Genomic DNA, 23,887 nt, shown 5'->3' on the forward strand with positions numbered 1-23,887 from the left:
TTGACAGTACAATAAGAAATTTTTGAATTGTATAAGCAAAGAGCCTGTGTTCCATCATGAGTACGTCTCATTAATATAGAAGACAGATTTTTAGAAATTTTGAATGGTACTACGAATCGATTTTTGCCAGAGTTTTTTTGTTTGCGATCGCTATAGTTTTGCTTCAATCAGCTCTCAAATGTATTACAGTTCTAAATCATAAGCCCTACGTGACGCACTCGCGTTCGTGAGATTGACTCCATATTTACGTTGAACCAAAAATAGTAACCCTATGTCAATGATTGAGGCTATGGCTCATAACACTGAAACTGAAACACCAAACCCCTTAGTTAGCATTATTACTCCTACCTACAACCGTCCAGAATATTTGAAAGCAGCTTTAACAAGTGCAGTCAAACAAACTTATCGCAATATAGAGATTATAGTTTCTGACAATTGCAGTCTAGAAAATCCGCAATCGATTGTTGAGTCTTTTGAGGATTCTAGAATTCGCTTTTTCCGCAATTCAACAAATTTGGGAATGTTTGCCAATACAATGAATGCCTTTAAAAAGGCACGAGGCAAATATGTTGCTAGTTTACTTGATGATGATATGTGGGAAGAAGATTTTTTAGAAAAGCTTGTCCCCCCATTAGAAAAGAATCCAAATATAGCTATTGCTTTTTGTGACCATTACATGATAGATGCCGATGGTGAAATAGATTATCCTTTAAGTGACCATTGTTCACAGTTATTTCATCGGGCTGGTCTCAAAGAAGGAGTTTACCAACCTTTTTGTAAGTTAAGCTTGGTAGATAGAGCAGTGTCCACAGCAACTGCAGCTGTCATTCGTCGAGATGTTGTAGATTGGGATAGCATTCCACCGGAAGTAGGAGGCTCATGGGATGTGTATTTGAACTATCTGTGTTGCCGTTCCGGTTTGGGAGCTTATTATTATCCTGAGAGATTAACTCGCTATCGAGTTCATGAGCAAACAGACACAATGCTCAGTGGTAGTCAAAATTATCAGGCAAAAATCAGGAAAGCTCAAGCTGATCTTTTTTGCTACGAACGGTTTATAGAAGATGAGAAACTCCAAGAACTCAAACCATATTTTCAGCAACAATGGGGGTTTGTCAGCACAACTTTAGGAATTGGTTTAATGCGATCTCAGCAACTGAAAGAGGCACGTCATTATTTTTGGCGTTCCTTGCGTCAGAAGCTTAGTCTAAGAACATTAGCGGCACTTTTCCTAAGTTTTACCTCTCCAAAAATAGCAGCGAAATTTTAACAGTTATCAGTTATCAGTGAGCCAGCGCTGCAGAAGGGTTTCCAACGCGGCTATGCTCCACTTGGGGAGCCAGTGCGTTTGCGGGGTTCCCCCGCTTAAAGCACCTGGCGTGAGACCCCAAGACGAGCCACTGCTGCTTTGAGGGTTTCCCGACAGCCAGGCATGTGGCGTCCGCACTGGCTCCTCCGTAGGCGACTGGCGGAACGCGCAGCGAGACCGGAGGTCTTCCCCGAAGGGTTATCAGTTATCAGTACTTGTTATTCATAACCGCTGATTTGTGTTCACTGTGTACGGTTTACTGATAACTGTGTACTGTGTACTGATTTAAGACAGAAACTGGAACTATGAGAGAATTTCTACTCTCATAGAACAAAGAAAGAAACATCTATTAAGGAAAAAACTATGCGAATCTCGGCTTGTATCACAACAAGAAATCGACCGAAAAACTTAAGTGAATGTTTAGAAGCACTGTGGAATTCTGACATCAAACCTCACATGGTAGTCGTCTCTGATGACTCTCCCAGTTTGGAAATGCAACAGCAAAATAATCAAATTGTTCAAAAGTATCCAGGAACAGCTTATATTCTTGGTCCTTGTCGTGGAGTTTGCGCTAATAGAAATAATGCAGTCAATGCTATCCCAGCATCGGAAACGGATTTTGTCGCTTTTATTGATGATGATATTTGTGTCAAGCCAGATTTCATTGCTGGTGCTTTAGCTCGATACAATCAAATGAGTGCTGAGCAAAAAAATAACACGATTCTTTCAGGTGTCAGTCAAAATCCAGATGGTACCTACGAAATGGTTCCAGGTAAACTTTCTTTTCGTGGGTACTTCTGTTATTCTGATGTTCCTGAATCTGTAGCGATTCATGCTGCTTTATTTCCCCGGTTATTCTTTGAGCAAGAACAGTGGGACGAGAATATCTTTTTTGGCTATGAAGATGCGGAACTTTGTTTGCGAGCGTTAAAACGCGGGTACAAAATACTATCGTGTCCGGAATTGCGAGTTATTCATGCAGGTGCAGGTCATAAAAGTACTTTGCATGAGGCTGGAATCGGCAGCATGACAAAGTATGAAATATCAGTAGAAGCCGCTAGGCTTTACGTTGGCATCAAACGCTATAAAGATTTATTTCCTAATCCCGTCAAACTGATAGTTTTTCTCACCTTATACTTTTCTCATATGACAGGATATCTTTTAAAGCGAGGAGCACTCCACGCTTGGCCTGAAATTGTTCGTCTTTCCCATATTCAACGGTTATGGCAGCCTTCTGTTGTTTGAGTTTTAATTAAGTTTTGACTTTATTTTGCAGGATAATTAAGCGTGAAGCTCTGCATTGTTACCCACAGTGTTATTAAAGGTGATGGACAGGGCCGAGTCAATTATGAAATTGCCACCGAAGCAATTCGTCGCGGTCACCACGTTACCCTAGTCGCAACTCAGGTTGCTTTAGAATTAGAACAAAGCAATCATGTACACTGGGTTGTTATTCCAGTTGAAGGATGGCCTACGGAATTACTCCGTAATTTAATTTTTGCTTGGCGCAGCGCTCATTGGTTACGTCAAAATCGCTCTCAAGTTGATGTTGTAAAAGTGAATGGTGCAATTACTTGGGGGAAAAGTGATGTCAATGCGGCACATTTTGTGCATGGTTCGTGGTTGAAGTTTTCCTCTCAACAGGCACAGCCTAAGTCACTTTGGTCTATCTTCAATTTCCGAAAAAGTTTATACAATTTTTATCAGTGGTTTTACACAGCTTTTAATGCAAGCTGGGAAAAAGTCGCTTTCCAACAAACGCAAGTTGTCGTCGCAGTTTCTAACAAGATAGCTAAAGATTTGTTAGAAATCGGTGTACCGCCAGAGTCAATTCAAGTGATTCTTAATGGTGTTGATTTGCAGGAGTTTTCACCAGGTGTAGGCGATCGCAAAAAGTGGAATCTTCCAGAGAAAGTCACTCTTGCACTTTTTGCAGGCGATATCAGAATCCCTCGGAAAAACTTGGATACGGTATTGCACGCCTTAGTGAAAGTGCCTGATTTGCATCTAGCCGTTGCAGGCATAACCGAAGGTAGCCCTTATCTTCAACTCGCAGTATCCCTGGGATTAAGTGAACGGGTGCATTTTCTGGGATTGCGGCGTGATGTACCAGAAATCATGAAAGCTGTGGATTTCTTGGTTTTTCCCTCACGTTACGAACCTTTTGGCTTAGTCGTGATCGAAGCAATGGCAACAGGGATACCCGTGATTACAGCAAGTTCAACAGGCGCAGCAGATTTAGTGACAAAAGAAGCTGGAATAGTTTTGCCAGACTCAGATGACGCTGAGGCTTTGGCAACTGCGCTTTTGTCTTTGGCAGACAATCCACAATTGAGGATGCAAATGGGGCAAGCAGCCCGAACTATAGCTGAACAACACAGTTGGGATAAAATGGCGCAAACTTATGCGGATTTATTGGAGGAAGTTGGAAAAAGTTAATTAACCAATGAATAATTTTCTGGTGTTGCTAATTCACAGGGTGATGCAAATAAATGTAAATTTATTTCTCTGCTTACGTAAAACCTCTATATATTACTGAAAAATATACCGCAACTCAATTTCGAGTCCGTATATTTTACAGTTCCATTCTGCAACACCAGAATTCCTAAAAGGAGCCATTTCTATGCAAGAATTGCCTTCAGTTGCTGTGTGTATACCTACCTATAATCAAGCTCAATACTTAATCCATTCTGTGGGGAGTGCCTGTTCTCAAACTTACCGCAATGTAGAAGTATGGGTTTCAGACAATGCTAGCACTGACGAGACACCTGAACTCATGACACAGATTTGCGAGCACTTTCCCCAAGTGCGATATCATCGCCATCCACAAAATATGGGGATGACAGCAAATTGTAACTGGGTTTTGAGTCAGCCAAAGACTGAATTCGTGATTCGCTTGGACTCAGACGACGTTATGCTACCACGTTATGTGGAAACTTTAGTCGGTCTTATGCAAAAATATCCAGAGGTTGGTTGGGCTCATGTCGCAACACAAGAGATTGATGAATACGGAAAAAAAAGCTCTGTACGACGAGTCTTGAGAAAACATGAGTTTCAAAGTGCTGAGGAGGCATTAAGAGCGTCAGTTTCTGGTTTGCGGACGGCTTCTAGCATTTTCTTGTTTAGAACTCAAGCTTTACAAGAAGTCGGGTTTTATGGCGATGCTCACCTAAAATATAGCGAAGACTACGATCTGGCTATTAGAATGTCTGATGCAGGCTATGCCAATATTTACTCAGATGACATCTTGGCTGAATACCGTGTTTGGAGTGATGCTGAACACACACGTCCGAAGCGAAAAGGCGATCAGCTTAGAGCATATCTTTGGATATACGGAAAATCGTTACTTTCTGCTTTTCAAAAACGTGGCTGGGATACAAAAGTCATTGATAAATATCGGCGGAAGATGGCATTAATTCATGCTGCTGCTTGTTTTTCTCCCATTTTTACAAAAGCAGAACGAGAAGAACTTATTGGTTTGTTAAAGGAATTAGGCGATTCACCTGCTTTACGGTTTCGACTTTTTGCGTTGTCGCTTGGTCTTGCTCCTTTCTTTGAGTGGCAGCACCATACAGAATTAAAATTAAAAGGTTTAGTGAAGGGGTGGTTAAGCAAATTTAAAGCTGCTTTCAAACTCAAAAAAGTAGAATCGGTATAAACCAGACTGAGACTAGAAAAGGAAACTTAGCTGGAAAAAGTGGGTTGCATTTCTTTTGGGAAATTACCATAATAAAACTGACCTTTGGTAGAAAGACAATTTTTGCTTTGTAAGTCAAGATGGACTTTTGTTCTCAATGCACATTGAAAAAACTGATTAAATGCCCTGTTATCTGACTATTTCATATGACTTCAATGCTAGAATTGCCCTCAGTTGCTGTCTGTATACCCACCTATAATCAAGCTCAATACTTGATTCATTCTGTGGGTAGTGCCTGCTGTCAAACTTATCCAAATGTCGAAGTATGGGTTTCAGACGACGGTAGTACTGACGAAACAGCCCAAGTAATGGAACAGCTTTGCCAGCAGTTTCCTCAAGTACACTACTATCGCCAGCCCAAAAACCTTGGTATTGCCGGTAACAACACTTGGTTGATGAGCCAGCCGAAAACTGAATTTATTGTTCGCTTAGATTCAGACGATATTTTGTTACCAAACTATGTAGAGAAACTCGTTGCGCTACTTCAGAAGTATCCAGAAGCTGGTTATGCTCATACTGCTATTCAAGAAATTGATGAGTATGGAAATAACCGTCCTGTAGGACGACTCGCAAGAACAGAAGAGTTTCAAAACTCTGAAGAAGCACTCATGGCAGCAGTTTCTGGCTACAGAGTCGTGGCAAACATTGTCATGTTTAGAACAAAAGCTTTACAAGAATTAAGATATTACGAAAATCGTCCGGAATTTGTTGAAGATTACGATTTATCTGTAAGAATTGCAGATGCTGGCTATGGTAATGTTTACGCAGATGAAATATTAGCCAAATACCGAGTTTGGACTGATGTTAAAAAAACACGTTCCAAGCGCAAGCATTTGCAATTGAAAGGATATGTTCGAATTTTTGAAGAAAGTTTCGTACCAGCATTTCAACAACGAGGTTGGGATACAAAAGTGCTGGAAAAGCAGAGACGCAAGTTGGCTATCTTACATTCAGCATACTGTTTCTTGCCTATTTATAATCAAGCAGAACGAGCAGAACTGATTGCTTTGTTAAAAAAATTAGGTGATTCGCCTGCCTTGCAGCTTCGCCTTTTTGCATTAAATCTAGGTCTTGCTCCTTTCTTTGAATGGCAGCTGCATACAGAATTAAAGTTAAAAGGTATAGTCAAGGATTGGTTAAGCAAATTCAAGACTCGTTCAGCGGTGAAAACAGCAGGAACTACCTAATTCATAGTTGAGTCATGATTTGTGATTAGTTATTAGATAAGAAATCATGACTCATTCAATTAACTTGTGAGTAAACAACTCTCACCCAGACATATCCAGACATATATTTATGTTTACTATCACTGCGATCGTTCCTACTTATCATCGTCCCAAAGACTTAACTCGTTGTCTGGAAGCACTTCATCGGCAAACTCGTCCAGCGGATGAAGTGCTGGTTGTGGTGCGTGATACCGACAGCGATACTTGGACACTATTCAAAGAGTTCAACTACGAACCTTTGAAGTTGCGTACCTTAACAGTTACAGTTCCAGGCGTCGTCGCCGCCCTGAATGTCGCCCTCCATGAAGCCAAAGGGGATATTATTACAGTGACTGATGACGATGCAGCACCTCATAGTGATTGGTTTGAACGCATAGAAAAGTATTATTTGTCAGATGAGCGTATAGGCGCTGTCGGTGGACGAGATTGGGTGTATTGGCAAAACAAGCTGCTTGATGATGGCACGAGTGAAGTTGTCGGTCAAATTCAGTGGTTTGGGCGTGTTGTTGGGAAGCATCACATCGGTGTGGGTAAAGCCCGTGAAGTCGATGTTCTTAAGGGCGTAAATATGAGTTTTCGTCGAAGTGCGATCGCCTCGATTGGTTTTGATGAACGGATGCGAGGTACAGGAGCACAAGTTCACTTTGAGATGGCGTTATGCTTGGCATTGAAGCGAGCAGATTGGAAAATTGTCTATGATCCTGAGATTACAGTAGATCACTATCCAGCGCTCCGTTTTGATGAAGATAAGCGAGACAGGCTCAATGAAACTGCGATACGAAATTCAGTACACAATGAAACCCTTGTTTTGCTAGAACACTTATCACCTGTACGGCGTATTGTGTTTATGATGTGGGCTATATTGGTAGGAACCCAAGAGGCTTTGGGTTTCGTGCAGTGGTTGCGATTTTTACCCAGTGAAGGAAGCTTGGCTGGAAAAAAATGGTTTGCATCTGTTGGTGGACGTTGGCAAGGCTGGCTAACTTGGCAAGCGAGCCAAAACCGATCGCCTGCGAAGATGATAGTCAGTCAATAATTTATCATTGACCGGAGTAGCTTAGTGACTCAAAGGCAGCTCATCTCAAATAATAACCCGACAGCAAGTGATATCCAACAACCGTCACCCTTGTATGCTTGGATAGCAATTGGAGCGCTGATACTTTTTACAGTCGCGGGTATTGCAGTCCATGCTGCAAGCATCGTGCGCCCAGGGTACATAGTATTATCTTTTGCTGTTGCTATTTTTCTATATTTGCGGTATCCCGCCATCTATATTGGTTTTACCTGGTGGATATGGTTTGTCACGCCACTGGTTTCTCGCTTAATTGATTATTACAGTACTTTTGATGAATCTCGTTTGTTACTTATTTCACAATATCTGGTGACATTTGTCACCATGCATAGCCTTGTCAAAGACCTTCCCAAATTTTCTCGCAAAGGTGGTTTACCTTTTATCTTAGCTTTTATAGGTGTAGTTTATGGCTTTCTTGTTGGATTGATTCAGACCTCACCAGTAACTGCTGTCCGATCTGTTCTGGACTGGTTAGTTCCTATTCCCTTCGCTTTTTACTTATTTGCCAATTGGCATAATTATCCTGACTATCGCCAAAGCATCCAGCGCACATATCTCTGGGGCGTATTGGTTACAGGAGTCTATGGAATTGTGCAATACTTGATTGCTCCAGAGTGGGACCGATTCTGGCTGATCAGCACAAAAATCACCAGCTTTGGAGATCCGGAACCTTTGAAAATCCGGCTTTGGAGTACAATGTCATCACCTGGACCTTATGCAGTGATGATGATGGCAGGTTTGCTGTTGTTGCTGACTTGTAAAGGACCGTTAACCATTCCAGCAGCTGGTACAGGCTTTTTGAGCTTCTTATTAACGATGGTACGTACTCTGTGGGGAACCTGGTTGCTGGGACTGCTTAGTATGCTCACTGCAATGAAGCCAGGCCTGCAAATGCGCCTATTTGTCACCATTTTGGTGATGGCAATTTGTGTCGTCCCATTAACCACTATGGAGCCATTCGCTGAGGCAATCAACACTCGTTTGGAAAGTTTAACTAATCTTGAGAACGATGACAGCGCGAATGTCCGAAAAAAAATCTATGAAGACGGACTTACTAAAGCATTGACAAACCCTCTAGGTAACGGAATAGGCAACACATTCATCGTCGATAAAGATGGCAAACTTCTACCTATTGTAATTGACAGTGGTTTCCTAGAAACGTTTTTCACCTTAGGTTGGCTTGGAGCGATTCCTTACTTAGGTGGAATGCTGATGCTTTTTTTCACTGTGTTCCAATATTCTGAGTTCCGCTTCGATCCATTTATGGCTGCATCTCGTGCTGTTGCTCTTGGTTGTTTCGCAGCGTTACCCGGAGGTAGCGCGATGCTATCGTTTTCTGGTATGATACTTTGGGGCTTTTTAGCAACTGTTGTGGCAGGGCACAAATACTATCAACATCAGAAAACTATCAATTTTCATCAAAATTTTCATCCAACAAGATATCCTTGAGACATCAGCCCAAGAAATCTCGGTGTCAATAACCTATTTTGCCAAAATCCGACCAGATTGTACTGCTGCTACGAGGGCTTGATAGTCCTCCTCAACTTGATTGGCGTAAGTAACAGCAAAATCTGCTATGGCAGAGTCAAAAGCATCACTTCTGCCCAAGTAGCTACTGATAATAACAGGATCACCAGAACGGGAATGGGCGCGGCCTAACGCAGCGCCGCAAATTTCCACATAACCTTCCAAACCCCTGGCAGACATCCCCTTAAGCTTAATCGAGGTTTTCATGTCTTTCAATTGCCGAAAATAGAAATCTTGTCCGCGAGTGTTACTCGTCCAACCCAAGAAAATATCACTAGCAGCCTGCATGAGGCGTTGACCATTGACTATCCGCTGTCCGTTGTGGGAGTAAGGACTTTCCCCAGCTAATGGTTCTAATACTGATGGACGGGCTTCTTTAAATTGTAGCAGCAGAGGATCATTATCGTTACTCAACAGCAGTGCAACTCCGCAGTGAGTACCGACACTGCCAACACCAACGACCTTCATGGCGACATCTACTAGACGATAGCGATCTAACAAAAACTGGCGATCGCTTTGCAGAGTGTCACGATATTGTTCAAATACTACCTCTACTTCTTCTAAATATTGCTCCTGATTCGGTAAATGATATACCAAGGGTGGTTGATCAATAAACCGTCGTTGTCCGTTTACCTCCTCCGTCATCTGCACAAATGTCTGTTCTAGAGTGCGGGTAAAGGCTTTACTTGCCATTTGCTGCCAGTATTGACGAGTTTCCTCATTCGGTGCGTGTTCCACCAGCATGTTAGCATCTTGTCGCGCATACCACACCGCCAAGGTTCCCATCTGCGCATACTCTTGAATCGACAAGCGATAGGCACGGACTGCTGCTTTGGCTGCATCATAGCAGTCTTTGTCAGTCAAAGACATATCTTTCCCCGCGACAATAATACTTGTTGCTAAGCGTTTTACATCCCATTCCCAAGGTGCGCTTAAGGTTTCGTCAAAGTCATTGAGGTCAAATATGAGATTTCGTTCCGGTGTCGCAAACCCACCGAAGTTAAGTAAGTGACAATCTCCACACGCCTGTACACGGATATCTGTTGTCGCAGTGGTTGCCAAGTCAGCCGCCATAATAATTGCACTTCCCCGCAGAAATGCGAAGGTAGACTGTAACATCCGACCGTAACGGATGGGGATTAACTCTGGTATGCGTCCTTGATTTGATACTTCTAATAAATCGATTGGATTTGGGCGATTGCCTACGGCAGAGCTACGCTTAACGCCACTCGGACGCCACTCGCAATGGGCACTTCGAGAAACAACTTGACGTAATGCTTTGCCTGCTTCCTGTCGCTGTGCTACTGTTAAGTGATTATTTGTAGGAGTAAATTCCGCTGATTCAATAGATGGTGTAGTGGTCATATAAAGGGAAGTATTTTTCAGTCGTTAGAAAGTAGAAGCAGTCGCAGGAGATGAGATTTTTCCTCTCTTCCCCTACATCATCACAATCTTGGAAAGATACTGCCAAATGTTAGCAACAGTTCTGGCAAAACATGGAGATAACCTTTCTATACCATTAACTCAATACGAGGTCAATCCCAAAGGACGAATAAAACCGTCCCTAGTACTCTACCAAGGGAACTTTAAGGGGTAAATAAAAAACCACAAAGGCACATTAGCGTAGCGTGCGCCAAGGGCGCATAGAGCACAAAGTAAGAGGAAAAGAAGATGAATTTGAGAGTTGATCAACCAAGCATTGTTGGTGTGGTGGACTACTAGTCTTTATTGAGATTGGAAGCCCCAACTTACGAGCAAAGCTAGGTTGGGATACTTCACCAGTTATATCAATCTTGATTTTTCAAAATCGTTGAATCAGACAACAGAAAAAACGTTGCTAGGTGTTGTTAATTCCTGGTATACCGATATAGTTTCATCATTGACTCGCGTAACACTCAATCGCTCTAAGTTCTGTTGCGCTAGTGTCTTCCACTGTTGCATGATCTCATGACTACCTAACAGTTGGCTAAGAGCCTGCGCTAAGGCTTGGCTATTTGCTGGTGGTATAAGAATACCAGCCTGTCCACCATCCAAAGCTTCTGGTATACCATCTACATTGCTACCTATAATCGCGCAACCGGCTTCACGAGCTTCTGGAATCACGAGCGGAGAAGGGTCACGGTGCGAAGCCAGTACAAAGACATCACATCCTAGCATATAAGATTGTGGCTCTTTTTGGAAGCCAAGAAAATGAATCCTATTAGCAAAGGAAGTACTTTGCGCTTGCTGTTCAAACAAAGTCTTGTCAGGACCATCTCCCACTAAGTAGAGATGTGCATCCGGAAAATGACTAGCGATTTGCGCAAAAGCATCGATTAACTCGCTAATCCCCTTGCGCTTATACATCCCTGCAACTGTAGCAATTGCTGGTCTTTGTAGTTTTATCGCCACGTACTCTTGAAGGTCTCTCACACGAACACTCCCCAGCGTCCCATTAGATATTACCTTCAACTTGTTTTGTCCAACACCACGCCGTACCATAGATTCAGCAACTGCATGGCTAACTGCTATGACGCGATCAGCGCAACCCATGAGCACTGCACTACGCTGGAATTCATTGTGTACTGTAGAGACGAGAGCATATGTAGATAAACCTTTCCAGAGTCTTGCTAACACAACTCCAGTCATCATATGTGCATGGACAACATCCGGTTGGAATTCTTGGATGATTCTCCAATAACGCCAAGCAGCTTTTATGATATTAGCTGGTGTTCTTGCTTGATTCAAGTTGAAGTGTTTTACAGTGTACTTGGCAAGTAATACTTCATACTCTCCACCAGCAGATACTACGCCGACACGATGACCATTTTTTGCTTGTAGACAAGCTAAATCTACAGCTACATTGACAATACCATTACCAACTTCTTGGACATGGTTCAAAATGTGTAGGATTCGCATTTAGCTTTTTTTTCTGAATTATAAGTACACTAAATACATTCAGAAAAAAAATATAGCAATTCGGATATTTTCGCCAATTGATCACATATCTTTACTCAAGCTCATATTCTTAATATCTAGCTACACTCATCACTCTACATCTTGATCAGCTAGGAACTTGAGTTTCTGGTAGATTGTAGGTTGATTAAGGGAACTCCAAGAAATAAATTATTCTGCTGGATATTTTTTTATTTGGAAGTCCCTGACAGTTCATCATCAGGACTTACGCAAAGAAACCCGGTTTCTATCAAAAATCGTCTGTTTTACAACTAAATACGAATGAAGAAACCGGGTTTCTAGCAGATAGTGCCTAAGTCCCAATCATGCTTAACGTTCTAAGCGTCGGTCAATTACGAATACTTAACCGACGCTCTAGAACTCGATATCAAACTATACTGACTGCATTGTAGTTAGTTAATAATTCGCGGTACGTAGCCAGTGTTTCCTCATTAACTCGTGTAGCACTAAATCGCTCTAAATTTAGTTTTGCTTGACATTTCCACTGATGTAATTCAGAAGGGTTACTGAGTAATTTCGTTAAAGCCTCTGCCAAAGCATGACTATTTTTAGGTGGTACCAGAAGACCAGCCTGTCGATTATCTAATGTTTCAGGAATACCGTCCACATCGCTAGCAACGATCGCGCATCCTGCTTCTCGCGCCTCTGTCAAAACTAAACCAAAAGATTCGCAGTATGAAGCAAGCACGAAAATGTCACTTGCTAGCATATACCTTTGTGGCTCTGGCTGGAAGCCCTCAAAATGAATACGATTAGCAACAGCTGTACTTTGCGCCTTTGCCTCAAATATTGCACGATCAGGACCATCTCCCACCACATACAGATGAGCATCAGGAAAATCAGTCGCAATTTCTACAAAGGCATCAATTAACTCACCAATTCCTTTGCGTTTATAGATCCCTGCTACAGTGGTAATCGCAGGACGGTGTAAGGGCAGAGGCTCATATTCTGTAATGTTGGGATGGCGAGGACTACCCAATGTGCCGTTGGAGACTATCCGTATTTTGTGTTTAGGTATACCACGTCGTAGCATTGAATCCGCTACCGCACTGCTGACTGCAATCACGCGATCAGCTAATCCCATCATGATTGCGCTTCGCTGAAACTCATTATGTACTGTGGACACTAAACCATACGAGGACGTTCTCACAAATGCAGCTAGCACAACTCCTGTCATCATATGGGCATGGACGATATCTGGCTGAAACTCTTTTAAAATACCCCAGTAATACCATGCTGCTTTCGCAATATTGAGCGGTGTCCTCGACTGATTGAGGTGAAAGTGCTTAATGCCATGATCTTCTAGTAATGTTTCGTATTCTCCTCCAGCTGATGCGACAGCGACATCACAACCAAGTTTGGCTTGCAAACAAGCTAAGTCTATGGCGACATTAACGATACCGTTGCCTATTTTTTGGACGTGATTTGTAATATGTAGGACACGCATTTATGTAATCTCCCAGTTATTGTTCGTTATAAATGGTTAATTTTAATTCAGTACTGACAGGACTGACGCAAAAGAATGAAAAATGAACCGCATAGACACGTATCCCGAGGGCGGGACCCCTTGGGACTCAATAGCGCATCCATTGGCTAGGAATAAGATTTTTAGAGAGTTTTTGTGTAAGTCTTAATCATGAAAAAATGAACCGCGATGCTCTTAACACAAAGTGGCTTTCCATAGGGTAGATAAGAAAGTTTTAAAGGGTTTTTGCGTAAGTCTTAACTGATACAAGTAAACACAGAAAGAAAAAGCAGAGGTTGCTTTTAAGATTCTGCTTTAAAAAAGATTTCATAAGACCCCACAAATCGCTTAACAAAGCTACGAGGTAAGTTTTCAAGTTGTGAACAGTAAGAGGCGATCGCTCTATTTTTTTTCTCTTGAACCGATTCAATTGAAAGTCGGTACGCCGCTGCAATATCCTGCACCTTAAGCATAATAAACAGGGGCGCTCTCCAAAATAACCAAATAGGATATTGTAGAAGTTCTACTTTGATTTTTACTTGAGCAATTGCTTCTTTCACGAGTTCATACGTAGCCTCATGGTCTTTATGACAATCTTTTCTGTGAGGAACATACACTTCTTCTGGTTGATAAAGTATGAGCAGTTCAGCTAACTGCTGAATTGTTTGTTCCCGTTGCTCTTTTTGTAAATCTTGCAAAGTTCCGTCTGGCTTTTCCAAAAAGTGAATTTTTGAGGTTTCTACTCCCAAAATTTCTAAGGCTTTTACCGCTTCTTGCTTCCGAATTTGGATAATTTTTTCTTTGATTTGAGAATCTGGACCATGTGATCCCTGTCCATCCGTCAGAAAAGCGACTGTTACCGGTATTCCATGTTCTCGTTTGAGAGCAATCATACCTCCACAACCAAAGGTTTCATCATCTTGATGAGGAGAAAAAACCATCGCTGATTTTTTGCTGAAACCTATCGGCTCACTTCCTTTGAGTAAAATCCACCTAAACAGTAAACTAGAGTGGATATTCTGTAGCAGATAAAGCAAGTTCATTGGAATGAGTTTTTGAAAGAATTTGAGAATTTCTTTGGTTTTCATCATTTTTCCTGATAAGATTAATAATCTGGGTGAGTTGTGCAAGAAGGCTAAAGGTCAACCACTGTGGTAGTCAAGCAGAACTGTAGGATGATCATCCTGTCGTAGAAAACTGGTGTTTGGGCAATGCCCAACAGTCCCGTACCTAGCGTCAATAGGCTCTCCAGTTGGACAGCTTTGTTGAAGTCAGAAAGTCATCTTGCCTCTCAAATAAGCTTTTGGTCGATTTTAAACTGTTTAGTGATTTCTGACGCGCCGTATTAAGGTCAAGTTTTTTGATTATTGTTTTTCAGAAATACTATAGAAGTTAAAGAGTTCAGGACTTACGCACGAACAACATAAACTTGTCCACAGCGACCGTTACAAGAGCGTGCTGTTAGGCATAGGAAAGCGATCGCAACCCACTTTTTTTCGTAGCACGTGCGTAAGTCCTAGAGTTGCTGTGAAATAATCTTACTACTCTATATAATTTGATAACAACTATTAAGACGTGCTTTTTACTATAACTTTAAGATTTTTTGGGCTTTGCTGTTAAATTTGAAAGATTGCTTCATTTCCAAGCTAAACCAAGGTTGAAAATGAATCAGAGTAAACCAGGGCAAACGCATCTAAAATTTTACAAGAACAACATTGACAAAAAGTGAATTTTCTGCTGATAGTCAAAGAATCGGATAAATAGCCCTACACCCCTGTGTTTCTTGAAAGACTGCTTTCTATCGTTGAATGTTAAACAGATGTATGTGTGTGGCTTTGCGACTGAATCCTGAGAACTGAATTCTAACCAATAATCTACTTTCTTCGCCAATCTTTAATATTCCAAGTCTCAGCATCCCACGGCGTGACATCTACACCAGCAAGCCTATTACTACTTCCATTGACTTTGGCTCTAGCAACTAAGGGAATCACAATTGCATCTTTAATCAGCAAATCGTTCATTTGGATAAATAGCTGTCGGCGTTTTTCTGGATTTAGCTCTGTAGCAGACTGTTTCCAAAGCTTGTCATATTCAGGATTACAATAGCGTGAGTAGTTTCTTCTTGACCAATTATTTTTCTTCTGTGGAATTTCATCACAAGTCCACTCTTTCATATAAGCACCAGGGTCCGGATTTTCATTGCCGTTAGTAAACATTTGTATATCGGCGTAGAAATGATTAACTGTGTCTGGGTTAGCGGGATCACTGGAAAAGTAAATACTTGGATCTATACTTTTGAGTTCTACTTTCACGCCGATAGATGTTAATGCCTGTTTGATAATTTCTTGAGTCTTTTGTCGTAATGGGTTGACTGCAGTTTGGAAAACAAGACTCATTTCTACGCCATTTTTATCCCGGATACCATTACCATTACTGTCTTTCCATCCAGCCTCATCCAGCAAGGCAGCAGCTTTTTTGAGATCAAATTCGTATTTCGTATTTGGCGAATTGTAGATATCTGGTCCGACTAGAGTATTGGAAGTGGCGCGACCTGTTGCACCATATAACTGCCGATTAATAGTATCGCGATCAATGGCATAATTGAAAGCCTGACGCACTTTCTTATCACTCAAGAAAGGATGGGGAAACTGAAGGCTAGAGCGTTCGCCGTCCTTCGTTGCTTTGTTGGGATCGGTTTGATTGAGGAAAATCCGCTCTGCATAACCTCCAAAGACGGTATCTACTTTACCCTTACCTGCTGCTTCTAGTTGCTTGAGAATAGAAGCTTCCACTTGAGGATTCCAGACAAAGTCAGCATCCCCAGTTTGAAGTACAGCTCTTGCTGCTGAAGTCGCATCACCGCCACCTTTGAGTTCTACTCGCTTAAAAAAAAGCTGATTGGCATCTCGGAAAAAAGGATTAGCCTCATAGATAACAATATCACCAGGCTTAAATTCTACAACTCGGTAGGGACCAGTACCAACAGGAGCCAGATTAGCAGGAGCCTCTCTAACATTGGAGCCATTATATTTCTCAAAAATGTGACGTGGTAAAATTAATCCATTTTGACCAACGAAAGGTAGCGACCATGAGGGATTAGCAGATTTGAAAGTTATTTTGACAGTGTTGTCGTCAACAGCTTCAACATTTTTAACAGTTTCATAATAAGCCATAGAGGTGCTAGCTACAGCAGGATTTGAGATAAATTTGTAAGTAAACACCACGTCTTTTGCCGTAAAAGATTGTCCATCAGACCATTTGATTCCCTGCTTGAGTTTCCAAGTTACAGACTTGCCGTCTTTAGCCAATCCACCGTTCTCTAAGGAAGGAATTTCTGCTGCTAAAAAGGGAATTAATTTACTTTGTTTGTCATAACTGGCAAGAGGTTCGTAAGTCACTCGACTGGCATGCAAATCTTTATCCCCTTGAGAAAGATGGGAATTGAGAATAGTTGGGGCTTGCCAATAAAGCAGTCGTAATTTGTCTCCACTGCTACTTGATGTTTCTAGAGGAGATTCTTTGTTAGTCGAAGATTCGGGCTTCTGGGAAGAACAAGCTGTAAAAAAAAGTCCTATCAATAACAAAGGAAAAATTTGACTTATAGTGGACTTATTGAAAACAGTCATGTTTGGTTTTTTTTAAGAATAGTGTTGTTAGTTTGTTGTTTAGGCGATGGCGCAAAGCGCCCGCCGGGGCGATCGCAAGAAAGCGTCTGTGCTACCAGAGCAGCGGTACAGTAATCCCAAAAACTCAGTTTTTGCTGGAAAGACCGAGTTTGAGTGAGTTCAACCCAAACAAACCTGGTTTTTTACCTGAATGCGTGAGTCATGTACCGGCGCTCTAGAAGACGCTACGGAAAGAGACTCTTGTTAGCTAATCGTTGCATATGTCTTACTTTTTTCAACTAAAAATACAAATATTTTTTCTTGCCATTTTGACGAAATTATTTTAAGTATATTAGCTGATTGACAAAAAACGCACTATACATATAAATCACACATGAGTCCATGTAGGCGGACTAATAAATTTATTTCTATTTATTTCTATAGGAAGAACTAGTGATGATACTATTAAGCACGGTGTTTTCTATCCACTCGGAGAAATAATGACTAACAGAAATAACCTCCTTCGCAATGTACTAGTTGGCGCAGGAGTCGCTGCGGTTGGTGCAATTGGAACGAAAGCAGCAGTAGATTATTTTCGTAACCGTGGAAAAGAAGAAGTTGTTGATGAAAGCCAAGGCGATGCTGAACCAACATCTTCAGAAGAAGTTGCTTATGCAACTGTAGAAGAAAGTTCCGTTCAAGACTTTCTTGATAAAAGCTTTGGTAATCCTGGTCGTTATGTTCCTAATCGTCCGCCAAAAGTATTTGATTATCAAGGCAAACAATACATGGTGATTTGGGCATACGACAATCAGCAGAAAAAAAATCAAATGTTGGCTTTCATTTATACAGACCAAGGTCGTAAAATGATTGCCAGTGTTGGATATACAAATCAAAAAACTGACTACAATATCAACCTGCAAGGCACGCCTTTTGCAGTAGAAGTGAATAATCAGAAACTGACATCTGGTAAGTCAGAAACAGGCGGAACGAATGAGGTTGACTTTGTTCTTGCTGCGGCTTAGTTGATAGTGATTTGATGAGAACATTTTGACTTTTAATGGTGGTTGCAACAACCACCTTTTAGTTTAAGTTTAGTTAAACACGTCTATCTTAGTGTTCTCGTCCGCCTAGGACTGTAAGTCCCAGGCTAACAGCCTAAGTCCATTAAAATGGACTAACAGATGCATCACCAAAGCTTGTCTCATGGAAATGAGACGCTAGACTAGTTTTTATAGCCAAAATTCCTATCTCTAAGTGGTTGTCTGTGTATGGCTACTTTCGCAGCGGTTACTCCCAAACGTTTTACGATCGCCGACTATCACCGCCTAATTGAGTTGGGGTTTCTTACAGAAAATGACCGAGTAGAGTTAATTCGTGGAGAACTCATGCAAATGGTATCTAAAGGAACGCCCCACACCGTTTGCAATACCTCCTTAGTTTACGAACTCACAATATTGCTGCAAGGACGGGCAATAGTCCGAGGACAAGAACCGATTACCTTACCTCCCAAGAGTGAACCTGAACCGGATTTGGTGATTGCTTATAGTCGGAGCGATCGCTACTTATCAGGACATCCAAGTCCGGCTGATATTTTGCTAGTGGCTGAAGTTGCAGATGCTACGCTCAAGTATGACCAACAGGTAAAGTTACCACTCTACGCTGAGTCTGGAATTGCTAATTACTGGATATTCAATTTGGTGGCAAGTTGTTTGGAAGTTTACACTCAGCCCTATCAAGACTTGCAAGGCAACTTTGGCTATGCAAGCAAGCAGATTTTTTTGCCTCATGCTGTTGTGACTCTCCCTGGTTTCCCGGATTTGTCTGTTGATTTGTCTAAGGTGTTTCCTTGAAGTTGTGATAAGTTATTTGTGCGATCGCCCCTGGATATCATGTCCGGCAAATTAAGTAGGTGGGCGGGAAAATTTATCGGTGTGTCCGCAGCGAGTGGAACGCAGTGAAACGTAGACGACGCACTTATCTACACCGAAAGTGCCAACCGACGCATTGTCCCCGAAAATTTTGCCAGCCCTATTACCCCGCGTACCCGACGAGCGAAGACAGATCAATAAAACCAGGGCTGGCAAAATTTTTACGTGTTAGACCCCCGTTCCTCCCCAAATCAAGCAGGATTTTTAGTATTAATCGACAATTCTTTCTAATAAACTGCTTGATTTGGTAACGCATTGGGACAAAGAAATGGGGACGCACTAATCTATAAAAAACGAGCAAACTTTGCACGAGTTTCTGTTCTAGACGATAAATCTTTGATTGAGGCTCCGGGGGGGCTTCCCGCAGGGTAGCAATCGCTGCGGGTTTTGACTACTTTATATTTTGTTACATAGTTAGGTTTATTTGTGCCTACCTACTTACTTGTGATATGTCCGCAGCGTTCGCGCATATTAAATGTTAGAAAAGTTACTTTATTAATGCAAATAAACAATTCGTTAATTGCATAACATATGCTTTAATTCAAGGCAAATTAAAAAACAATAACAGTTTATATGATTGAAATAAATTATGAATCTTTTCTAGCATTTTTTTGGAATTGCCATTTTTACTTTTGTAGCTTTATCCATGTCAGAATTCATTTCATGAGTGCTAAAACAAATAAAGAAATGCACATTAATATGGACGATAACTTAAAAAAGCGGTTTCATGCTACCTGCGTTATGCAGAGTAAAAAAATGAACAAAGTAGTCATTGAGTTAATCCAGCAATGGTTGGAAACAAACGAAATAGGGCTTCCTAATGAAGCAAAGAGCTAACAAATTACTACTAAATCAGGCATTTGAACAGCCAAGTTAGTTATGTAAAAAATTTTCAACTTAAATATAACTGGAGTTATATATGCAGCAAAAAATCTTGATTTTGACAGCAAATCCGACAAATACCTCAAGGTTGCGACTGGATGAAGAGGTACGGGAAATTGATGAAGGATTACGACGAGCCAACAAACGGGAGAAGTTCAAGCTAGAGCAGAGGTGGGCAGTGCGACCGAGGGACATTCAACGGGCAATGTTGGATACTAATCCGCAGATTGCTCATTTTTCAGGTCATGGGACGGGAGATGAAGGTCTGGTATTTGAAGATGAAACCGGGCAGATAAAGCTAGTCAATGGACTCGCCTTAGCAGAACTGTTTTCACTGTTTGCTGAACAGTTAGAGTGTGTTGTTCTTAACGGCTGTTACTCAGAAGTGCAGGCGAACGCTATCGCCCAACATATCCCCTACGTCATTGGCATGAACAAGGCAATTGGGGATAAAGCTGCAATTGAATTTGCTGTGGGCTTTTACAATGCTCTAGGAGCAGGGAAATCCGTCGAATTTGCTTACAAATTTGGTTGTGCTGCAGTTCGGTTGGCGGGTATTCCAGAACAACTAATCCCAATTTTAAAGAAGAAGCCAAATACTGAGGAGCCTCCAGTCAATAATGAATCTGTGTCTGAGTCAGATCAAGAACTAAACGACTCTGATAGAGAACTACTCACAAAACTCTTAATACGTAGTGGACGTGCGGAATATTCGGCACGAAGACCACTGTGTCTAAAGATTAGAATTGAACCAAATCAACTTGGATTTCTAAGAGAATCTACTGTTACTGACTTTGCCTTACAGCTAATTGAGTATTTAAATGAAATAAATGATAAAGAAGCCCTTTGTAAAATTTGCTTTGAACTAGAACTTGTCTTTAAAAGAGGTAAGTACTCGATTGATTTGGAAAATGTTAAATCAAAACTAAATTGTAACTAATGCGCGGAGTTAAAAGTATGTCAACTCAATTCTTTTTAGACGAAATTGATATAGAAGCATTAGCAAAGCTAATGCTTCGTAGCCAACAATTAAGAACGCGAGAAGCACTATGTCTAAGAATTGGAATAGACCATAGGAGACTTTGGTTTATCAAAGATTCTTCTGATTCTGACTTTGTTATACAGTTAATTAACCACTTAAATGAAATAGGTAATAAAGAAGCTCTTTGTAAACTTTGTTGTGAGGAATTATTCCCGATTTTTTGTAATTCAGAAATTCCTACAGATATTTTAAGAAATATTGCAGCAAAACTCCATTGTAACCAAGAGCTTAGCAATAATTATTCAAATAGTTCTAAAACTCAAGATTTAACTTTAACTGAAGTTTCAACAAATGGTTCAATTTTTGGTAGAGGTATAAGTACTCTTGTAGCAGGTGCAGGTCTTGTAGTCTTTTTTGGAGGAGGAGGATTAATTTATTATTTAACATCACAGTCACAGCAACTCCCATTAGGAACCTACCAAGCTACTTGTTCAAATATTTCTGTAAATGACGGTATTTTGACTGCTACTTGTGCAGATCTTCAAGGTCAACCGAGAAAAAGTAGTCTAGATTTTAAGCTATGTCGTTATGGTATTGAAAACCTAAATGGTAGACTGGAATGTAAATCGTAAGAATTTCCGCGCCTGACTCCTGAGTTCTTTTGTTAAAAACAAATTATTAAAAAAACTTATTTGTAGTCAGCAAGTCTGATAAGCTAGTCTACCATTAGACGGAAATGTAGAACCTTCCCTCTCAAGAAAGAGCAATTCAGGTAGTGTTGTTCGGTACATTTCTGTCAAGAGAATAAATTTTCAATTGGCGAATCTGATGTAAAGATGCGCTAGTCAAGCCCGTCTATCGATCTATGTCGTCTTGAAGTTTTTGCAAGGCGTCCAATCTAATCAGCGAGGAATACTATGTCCGAATCAGCAAACAACACTGTCGAATCAGTCAAAAATGCTGCAGAATCAGCGAAGAATACTGTCGAATCAGCAGCGAAGAACACTGTCGAATCAGCTAAGAATGCTGTGGATAATATAGCAGGCGGAATCATTCCACCACAGCCACCAATTGAGCCACAGACTGATGCTCATGTCCTCAAGTCTCGTTTGGAATGGGGTGAACCTGCTTTAACAATTTTGGATGTGCGCGATCGCAATACCTACAACCAAGGTCATATCATGGGCGCAATGCCTTATCCAATTGATCAATTGGTAGATCGAGCTGTATCATCTTTGGCTAAAAGCCGTGATATCTACGTTTACGGTGAAAACGAGGAACAAACTGCTCAAGCTGCGCAATCGTTGAAAAGTGCAGGCTTTGTACACGTTTCTCAACTCAAAGGTGGTTTGGCAGCATGGAAGGCTATCGGGGGTCCTACTGAAGGTATTGTAGAATCACAAACTCCTGCTGGCGCAGATGACTACAATGTTGTAGACCGTTTGAAAAATCACGCAGAAACACAGCAAAAGGATGTTTAGTCATAAGTCATAAGTCATAAGTCATGAGTCATGAGTTATTAATGACTCATGACGACTTGTTAATGTTCAAACAAGTCTTTGAATTGCAACAAATCTAGAGAAACTATTGTCGGTAAACATCGAAAGCATTCTTGAGCAAGTTCTAGGCGTTCTTCCCGTTTGAGCATTTCTGTAAGTTTCTTTTGTACACTGATTAAGTAACGTACATCGTTTGCAGCATAATTGAGTTGAGCCTCAGATAAATTAGCCGCGTTTCCCCAGTCGGAACTTTGAGAACTTTTGTCTAACTCCACTTGCTCTAATTCCTGCACGACATCCTTTAGTCCATGACGTTGGGTGTAGGTGCGAGCTAACTTACTGGCAATTTTGGTACAAAAAACCCGATTGACGTGAATGCCCAAATTGTAACGCAGTGTGGCAACGTCAAAACGTGCAAAGTGAAAAACCTTGAGGACACTCGTAGCTTCTAAGAGCTTCTTTAAGTTTGGAGCATCAGTTTGACCTTTAGCAATACGAATCGCAGTTACTTTACCCTCACTGTTGCACAGCTGAACCAGACACAAGCGATCGCGTTGTGGTAATAATCCCATCGTTTCTGTATCTACAGCTATAACTTCACCATGTAGATAATGGGAAAGTAAGTTGTCAGCAAGATCGCGATCGCAAACTTGAAAATCTTCCATGAATGAGATGTAGTTCGGTTAAATATTTATATTATCTACGTTTCTAGTGACTGCTAAAGCGCTCAATCTTAGTATCCACACGAGTAACCGAAGGAGGATCTCCCTCCTTCGGTATATATCTGACTACAAACTCATTCCTAAAATTATCTACCGGTGCGAAGGAAAATTTGCGTCAGATAAACCTTACCTTCCTTATTAGTAGCTACGCCAATTCCAGTCATGTTGTAATTGCCTTTGAGATTAGCCAGATGTCCAGGACTATGAAGCCAACCACTCACAGCTTCCTCAGCAGGATCACTATACCCTAGGTTAAAAGCAAGGTTTTCTGCCGCACTCCTGTAGCGAATAGGAATAGCATTAACTCTCCTTCTAAATCCCTGATGACTAAATGGAACTTTACCGTTAGCCATATTCTGGCTATGAATCCTTGCTTGTCGAGATACTCTAGCATTGAGAGAGAGTTTTGGCAAACCTCTAGAAGCTCGATATCGATTAATTTGGTCAAAAACTGACCTTTCTAAATCAGTGGATTTAATAGTCACAGCAGGAGGTGATGTCACTCGACGTGATGACATTGATAACACCTGGTTGTGGTCTGATTTATGTGATTTCTTTGTAGAGGTTTGACCTATTACATCAGTGGATGACATTCCACTAGCAAGGACAAGCGTACTTAAAGCAATGCCAAAAGCAGTTTGTCGAAACATGGAGAATTAAGTAGTGTGTAGGGTTATAAGGGGTAAAACCTGGTTGGTTGTTTTTTAATATACCCGTATACTTTTCAGTATTTGGCAGGTGAGGCAATCATTACATATAGGATTAGAAGCGTCAAGAGTCTTTGATAATCATCTTAAGAAAGCAAAGTGATAGAAGAAAAACACACCTCATTTTACGTAATTGCTGGTAAGCTGTTTCTAATTCAGCAAGAGTGTTCATTCGCATTTGCGGGACATACTTACTACCAAAGCCTCGAAAACGTCCTTGAGCATTGGGACGCTCAGCCGTTGATTGAAAACTGGAAAGTAAAGGAGTATGAGTCACGGACAAGCTAAAATGACATAATGACCATAAT

20 protein-coding genes and 1 pseudogene are annotated in these 23,887 nt (G+C 41.2%); 13 read left to right on the plus strand and 8 right to left on the minus strand.

From position 1 onward, the window contains the following. Positions 1–289: 289 nt before the first annotated feature. The 7 genes from DP117_RS05720 to DP117_RS05750 all read left to right on the plus strand — a co-directional run bounded on the left by DP117_RS05720 (position 290) and on the right by DP117_RS05750 (position 8,753). Positions 290–1,270 carry a glycosyltransferase family 2 protein gene (locus DP117_RS05720; protein ID WP_169217361.1) on the plus strand — a complete coding sequence of 327 codons (981 nt, stop codon included), beginning with the start codon at positions 290–292 and terminating at the stop codon, positions 1,268–1,270. A gap of 402 nt (positions 1,271–1,672) precedes the next feature. Next, a complete protein-coding gene (locus tag DP117_RS05725) occupies positions 1,673–2,554 on the plus strand; it encodes a glycosyltransferase (RefSeq protein WP_169217362.1) in 882 nt (293 codons plus the stop codon). A 42-nt stretch (positions 2,555–2,596) separates the two neighbouring features. Further along, positions 2,597–3,748, plus strand: coding sequence for a glycosyltransferase family 4 protein (locus tag DP117_RS05730; RefSeq protein ID WP_169217363.1), 1,152 nt, complete (start codon positions 2,597–2,599; stop codon positions 3,746–3,748). 184 nt (positions 3,749–3,932) lie between these two features. Further along, on the plus strand, positions 3,933–4,967 hold the full coding sequence (locus DP117_RS05735) for a glycosyltransferase family 2 protein (RefSeq protein WP_169217364.1): 1,035 nt from the start codon (positions 3,933–3,935) through the stop codon (positions 4,965–4,967). Between the two features lie 185 nt (positions 4,968–5,152). Beyond that, on the plus strand, positions 5,153–6,193 hold the full coding sequence (locus DP117_RS05740) for a glycosyltransferase family 2 protein (RefSeq protein WP_169217365.1): 1,041 nt from the start codon (positions 5,153–5,155) through the stop codon (positions 6,191–6,193). Positions 6,194–6,302: 109 nt separating this feature from the next. After that, the gene (locus tag DP117_RS05745) at positions 6,303–7,268 is read left to right on the plus strand and encodes a glycosyltransferase family 2 protein (RefSeq protein ID WP_169217366.1); all 966 of its coding nucleotides are present in this window, start codon (positions 6,303–6,305) and stop codon (positions 7,266–7,268) included. Positions 7,269–7,292: 24 nt separating this feature from the next. Next, positions 7,293–8,753 (plus strand): O-antigen ligase domain-containing protein, encoded by a 1,461-nt coding sequence (locus DP117_RS05750; protein WP_169217367.1) that lies wholly within the window; start codon positions 7,293–7,295, stop codon positions 8,751–8,753. Between the two features lie 33 nt (positions 8,754–8,786). Here the strand turns inward: DP117_RS05750 and DP117_RS05755 are convergent, their stop codons facing one another. The 5 genes from DP117_RS05755 to DP117_RS05775 form a co-directional block, all read right to left on the minus strand. Further along, the gene (locus DP117_RS05755) at positions 8,787–10,196 is read right to left on the minus strand and encodes a DUF2252 domain-containing protein (protein WP_169217368.1); all 1,410 of its coding nucleotides are present in this window, start codon (positions 10,194–10,196) and stop codon (positions 8,787–8,789) included. 450 nt (positions 10,197–10,646) lie between these two features. Next, positions 10,647–11,729, minus strand: a complete 1,083-nt coding sequence (locus DP117_RS05760) for a glycosyltransferase family 4 protein (protein ID WP_169217369.1) — start codon at positions 11,727–11,729, stop codon at positions 10,647–10,649. A gap of 424 nt (positions 11,730–12,153) precedes the next feature. After that, a complete protein-coding gene (locus DP117_RS05765) occupies positions 12,154–13,233 on the minus strand; it encodes a glycosyltransferase family 4 protein (RefSeq protein WP_169217370.1) in 1,080 nt (359 codons plus the stop codon). A 320-nt stretch (positions 13,234–13,553) separates the two neighbouring features. Further along, positions 13,554–14,339 carry a PIG-L deacetylase family protein gene (locus DP117_RS05770; protein WP_169217394.1) on the minus strand — a complete coding sequence of 262 codons (786 nt, stop codon included), beginning with the start codon at positions 14,337–14,339 and terminating at the stop codon, positions 13,554–13,556. Positions 14,340–15,125: 786 nt separating this feature from the next. Continuing rightward, the gene (locus DP117_RS05775) at positions 15,126–16,877 is read right to left on the minus strand and encodes a peptide ABC transporter substrate-binding protein (RefSeq protein ID WP_169217371.1); all 1,752 of its coding nucleotides are present in this window, start codon (positions 16,875–16,877) and stop codon (positions 15,126–15,128) included. Between the two features lie 479 nt (positions 16,878–17,356). Here DP117_RS05775 and DP117_RS05780 point away from each other — a divergent pair, with 479 nt between their 5' ends. The 6 genes from DP117_RS05780 to DP117_RS05805 all read left to right on the plus strand — a co-directional run bounded on the left by DP117_RS05780 (position 17,357) and on the right by DP117_RS05805 (position 22,132). Further along, entirely contained in the window at positions 17,357–17,881 is a 525-nt protein-coding gene (locus DP117_RS05780; RefSeq protein WP_169217372.1) for a hypothetical protein, read from the plus strand. A gap of 246 nt (positions 17,882–18,127) precedes the next feature. Next, complete coding sequence (locus tag DP117_RS05785; RefSeq protein WP_169217373.1) at positions 18,128–18,709, plus strand: Uma2 family endonuclease; 582 nt, start codon at positions 18,128–18,130, stop codon at positions 18,707–18,709. 741 nt (positions 18,710–19,450) lie between these two features. After that, positions 19,451–19,624, plus strand: a complete 174-nt coding sequence (locus DP117_RS05790) for a plasmid partition protein ParG (protein WP_169217374.1) — start codon at positions 19,451–19,453, stop codon at positions 19,622–19,624. A gap of 82 nt (positions 19,625–19,706) precedes the next feature. Then, complete coding sequence (locus DP117_RS05795) at positions 19,707–20,609, plus strand: CHAT domain-containing protein (RefSeq protein ID WP_169217375.1); 903 nt, start codon at positions 19,707–19,709, stop codon at positions 20,607–20,609. Positions 20,610–20,626: 17 nt separating this feature from the next. Continuing rightward, on the plus strand, positions 20,627–21,283 hold the full coding sequence (locus DP117_RS05800; protein ID WP_169217376.1) for a hypothetical protein: 657 nt from the start codon (positions 20,627–20,629) through the stop codon (positions 21,281–21,283). A 285-nt stretch (positions 21,284–21,568) separates the two neighbouring features. Beyond that, the gene (locus DP117_RS05805; protein WP_169217377.1) at positions 21,569–22,132 is read left to right on the plus strand and encodes a rhodanese-like domain-containing protein; all 564 of its coding nucleotides are present in this window, start codon (positions 21,569–21,571) and stop codon (positions 22,130–22,132) included. 59 nt (positions 22,133–22,191) lie between these two features. On the opposite strand, the gene DP117_RS05810 is transcribed toward DP117_RS05805, so the two are convergent. The 3 genes and pseudogenes from DP117_RS05810 to DP117_RS05820 all read right to left on the minus strand — a co-directional run. Further along, entirely contained in the window at positions 22,192–22,815 is a 624-nt protein-coding gene (locus DP117_RS05810) for a ribonuclease H-like domain-containing protein (protein ID WP_169217378.1), read from the minus strand. A gap of 143 nt (positions 22,816–22,958) precedes the next feature. Continuing rightward, entirely contained in the window at positions 22,959–23,522 is a 564-nt protein-coding gene (locus DP117_RS05815; RefSeq protein WP_169217379.1) for a CAP domain-containing protein, read from the minus strand. 184 nt (positions 23,523–23,706) lie between these two features. Then, positions 23,707–23,856: pseudogene (locus tag DP117_RS05820) on the minus strand (tryptophan synthase subunit beta); the annotation flags it as partial. Between the last annotated feature and the right edge of the window lie 31 nt (positions 23,857–23,887).

Source organism: Brasilonema sp. UFV-L1 (assembly GCF_012912105.1).
Lineage (GTDB): Bacteria > Cyanobacteriota > Cyanobacteriia > Cyanobacteriales > Nostocaceae > Brasilonema.